Raw genomic sequence first — 844 nt, 5'->3', positions numbered from 1 at the left:
CCCGGCCGGACCCGGACACCAGCCTCAAGGGGACAGACATGACCGACCACATTCTCATCGAGCGCGCGGGCCTGGCCGGCGCCGTCAACGTCATCCGCTTCAACCGGCCCGAAAAGAAGAACGCCATCACCCGCGCCATGTATGCGGCCATGGCCGGGGCCCTGGCCGACGGCGAGGCGGACGAGGCGGTGCGGGTGCACGTTATCCTCGGCACGCCGGGCGCGTTCTCCTCGGGCAACGACATGCAGGATTTCATGGCCGTCGCCATGGGCGCCTCCAAGGGCGAGGAGGTTGCCGATTTCCTCTTCGCGCTCGCCGGGGCCGCCAAGCCGGTGATCTCCGGCGTCGACGGCCTGGCGATCGGCATCGGCGCCACCATCCACATGCATTGCGACCTCACCTTCGCCACGCCCACCTCGCGATTCCACACCCCCTTCGTCGACCTGGCGCTGGTGCCCGAGGCCGGCTCCAGCCTGCTCGCCCCCGCGGCTATCGGCCACCAGAAGGCCTTCGCTTTGCTCGCCGCCGGCATTCCGTTCTCGGGCGAGGAGGCCGAGCGCGCCGGCCTCATCTACAGGACCGTCGCCGCAGGCGAGCTCGAGGCGGAAGTCTTCGCCGCCGCCGACCACCTCGCCCAAAAACCCCCCAAGGCGCTCGCCCTTGCCCGCCGCCTGGTCAAGCCCCACCCGGACCAGGTGATCGCCCGCATCCGCGAGGAGGGCGACCTGTTCGCCGCCCAGCTCCAGAGCGCCGAGGCGCTGGCCGCCTTCCAGGCCTTCATGGCGCGGAAGAAATAGGGGGCTGGTCGCATTGCCGCGGCCTCCAATCTCCCCCCTTGCGGGGG

Annotated in this window: 1 protein-coding gene; it reads left to right on the top strand. The window is 70.6% G+C overall.

Going from position 1 to position 844, the window contains the following annotated elements:
• Positions 1-797 (top strand): crotonase/enoyl-CoA hydratase family protein (locus LL06_RS20945; protein ID WP_345775690.1); only part of this gene is annotated, 797 nt, incomplete at its 5' end.
• Positions 798-844: the final 47 nt, after the last annotated feature.

This window comes from Hoeflea sp. BAL378, assembly GCF_000759435.1.
Taxonomy (GTDB): domain Bacteria; phylum Pseudomonadota; class Alphaproteobacteria; order Rhizobiales; family Rhizobiaceae; genus Hoeflea.
The sequence above is the reverse complement of the archived record's forward strand: the minus strand, read 5'-3'. Positions and strand labels throughout refer to the sequence as shown.